The 2782-nt window shown below is 40.0% G+C and carries 3 protein-coding genes and 1 pseudogene; all 4 read left to right on the top strand.

Annotated features, from left to right (window positions below; genetic code table 11):
- A partial coding sequence (locus ACYC56_RS14460; protein ID WP_461374875.1) for a hypothetical protein occupies positions 1–644 on the top strand: 644 nt, incomplete at its 5' end.
- A gap of 132 nt (positions 645–776) precedes the next feature.
- Positions 777–1139, top strand: coding sequence for a hypothetical protein (locus tag ACYC56_RS14455; RefSeq protein ID WP_461374874.1), 363 nt, complete (start codon positions 777–779; stop codon positions 1137–1139).
- Between the two features lies 1 nt (position 1140).
- A complete protein-coding gene (locus ACYC56_RS14450) occupies positions 1141–2340 on the top strand; it encodes a hypothetical protein (protein WP_461374873.1) in 1200 nt (399 codons plus the stop codon).
- A gap of 1 nt (position 2341) precedes the next feature.
- Positions 2342–2782 (top strand): annotated as a pseudogene (locus ACYC56_RS14445) (hypothetical protein); the annotation flags it as partial.

The raw sequence follows: 2782 nt of genomic DNA, 5'->3' as shown, positions 1-2782 counted from the left end.
GCAATCTTTTTTCTCAACAAGCACCATTCATAAGTGAGGATATAGCGTTCAAAGGTGATGTAGGAAGTGCCGTAGGTGGTGTCCCGGTAGCCGTTGCCAAGGACGCAGTAAAAGCATTTTCCGAATTAGACCCCATGAATATAGCCCCAACAGGGATAAGAAATATTCGGAAAGCTAACGAGATGGAGAAAAAAGGTGTTAAATGGGGTGCGAAAACCTTGATCCCATCCAAAGAAGAGTTCGATGAAAATCCTGGTAAGTATAAAGATTATGTTACTCCAACAGATGTAACTGCTAAGAAATTAGGTTTCACTACTTCAAAAATTTCCGATGCTTATGAAAGTGAGCAAAATAGAGCGTTCAAGAGTACGCAAATGGGAGATTTGGTCAAGAAAAAAGTAGAGAATAAGATTGTCCCATTAATCCAGAAGGGCGATAGCGAAGCTGCGAGGGCTGAACTGCAGGCGCTTTACGATAGAGTAATGGCAAGTGATATGCTTACTGATAGTCAAAGAAAGTCTATCCACGGATTATCAAGCTTCACTACTCAATATGTTCTTCCGAAAATTAAAAACGAAGATACCTACGATGTTGTAAAAGAATTTCAGGGCGGAGTATTCGGGAAGAGAATAATTGTTTTTTAATAGTATAAAGAACTAAGAATTAATTAAGTTGTAACCACAAGAAATAAGAAGTAACTGGATAAGTTTAATTACCCCGGTTTAGTTCACTTAAACGTGTGAACTGCCGGGTTCTTTATTTTAAAGAGGATCTAAATGGCAAAACAATTAAATCTGGATACGTCTCAAGAACTTGATCTATCCATCGTTGAGGGAATAGATTATTCGTTAGAATGTGATGTAACTGATGAGAATGGGGCAAGCCACGACCTTACTGGCGCAAGTGTTAAGATCGAATTACGAGAGGACATCAATAGCGCAACTGCAGATATTTCTTTTGTCTCTCCAACTGATATTACTGTTTCTGGGAATGTGTTTACCTGGAATATTTCAAGTGCGAAAACAGCTTCTAAAGGCGGCCATGATTATTACTATGGGGTTCAGGTTATTGATGTTGCAACATTAAAGCATCTATTCATCAAAGGTGTGATCACAATAAACGAAGTGGCGGTGGGATAAAATGAATCTGACCTTAATGCCTGGCGAAAATAAATTATTGTTAACGATCAGTCATACGAATCCGAGATACAGTCTGTCAATATCTCCGGCTTACATTTATCGTTATGTTGGCGGCGTTCTTACACAGGATGATGTTATTGACGGTGTTACCAACAAACAATATTCTTCTACAGATAAAACAAAACTCTTTGGAATTGAAGAACGCGCGGTTGCATTGTCAACAGTAAAAGCAGATGCAGATATTGCAAGTGCGATCTCTCTTAAACATTCAGACAGTTTAGACCATTCACATAGTAACAAAACAGTTTTAGATGCAACACAAGAAAGTTTTACGAGTACATTGAAATCAACTTATGATGGCTATGCTACGGACAAAGAACCAGCAAATTCAAACATACAAACTCATATTAGTTCACTTTCCAATCCTCACAGCGTTACAAAAACGCAAGTCGGACTTGAAAATGCTGACAACACCAGCGATGCTAACAAACCGGTATCAACTGCTCAACAGACCGCGCTCGATCTTAAAGCAAATAAATCAATTACCGTCAACGGACATGCACTTGATACAAATGTAACAGTTACCAAAGGTGATGTTGGATTAGGTAATGCAGACAATACAAGTGATGCGAATAAACCAATTTCATCTGCGACACAAACGGCGTTAAACGCAAAAGCGGATTTAGTGGGAGGGCTTATTATTTCTTCGCAACTCCCAAGTTACGTTGATGATGTTCTTGAATATACAAACCTCGCCGCTTTCCCGATAACTGGCGAAGCTGGGAAAATATATGTTGCGCTCGATACGAATTTAACTTACCGATGGAGTGGAACAACTTACGTTGAAATTTCTGCGAGTCTTGCGCTTGGCGAAACTTCTGCAACTGCTTACAGAGGCGACAGAGGAAAGACAGCTTACGATCATTCGCAACTAACAACAGGTAACCCGCACGCTGTTACGAAAACTGATATTGGATTAAGCAACGTCCCGAATTTAGATACAACTAATGCGGTCAACAATCAGCACGCGCACGCAAACAAAGCATTGCTCGATACAATTGTGCAAGCGCAACTTGATTCAATTGCGCGCGAAGATGCACTTTATAATTATTTATTTAATGGTGTGCTTGATGAGAACAATACAATTCTTTCTCTCGATGAAAATAATTTTATAATACAAATAGATGAAGGAGTAAAATAAAATGGCAGTCCAAAAACTTAGAGGCCTCGCCGCTGCGAAGCCGGTTTTGCTTGCCGGGCAAGAATATTACGCAACAGACACAAACACACTTTACATCGGTAAAGGCGACACAACCGATTCAGTAATAAAACAAAATCCGAGTAAGTCTGATGTTGGACTTGGGAATGTTGACAACACCAGCGATGCGAGCAAGCCGGTTTCAACTGCACAGCAGGCGGCGTTAGATCTCAAGTTAAATGCAAACGATGTTAGCGTAACCAATACCCGCACACCGACAAATTCAACAGTTAACTTTTTGAAAGTTACCGGTGATATAAAACAATGGCTTATTAATCACGGCTTCCAATCAGCAGATCAACAAATAGCACCGCATGTTTCCTTGCCCAACAACTTTGCAATTGCAAATACGGCGGGGATTTATTCTTGGTTCTACAAACTCAAC

This window comes from Candidatus Aquicultor sp. (assembly GCF_054640775.1).
The sequence above is the reverse complement of the archived record's forward strand: the minus strand, read 5'-3'. Positions and strand labels throughout refer to the sequence as shown.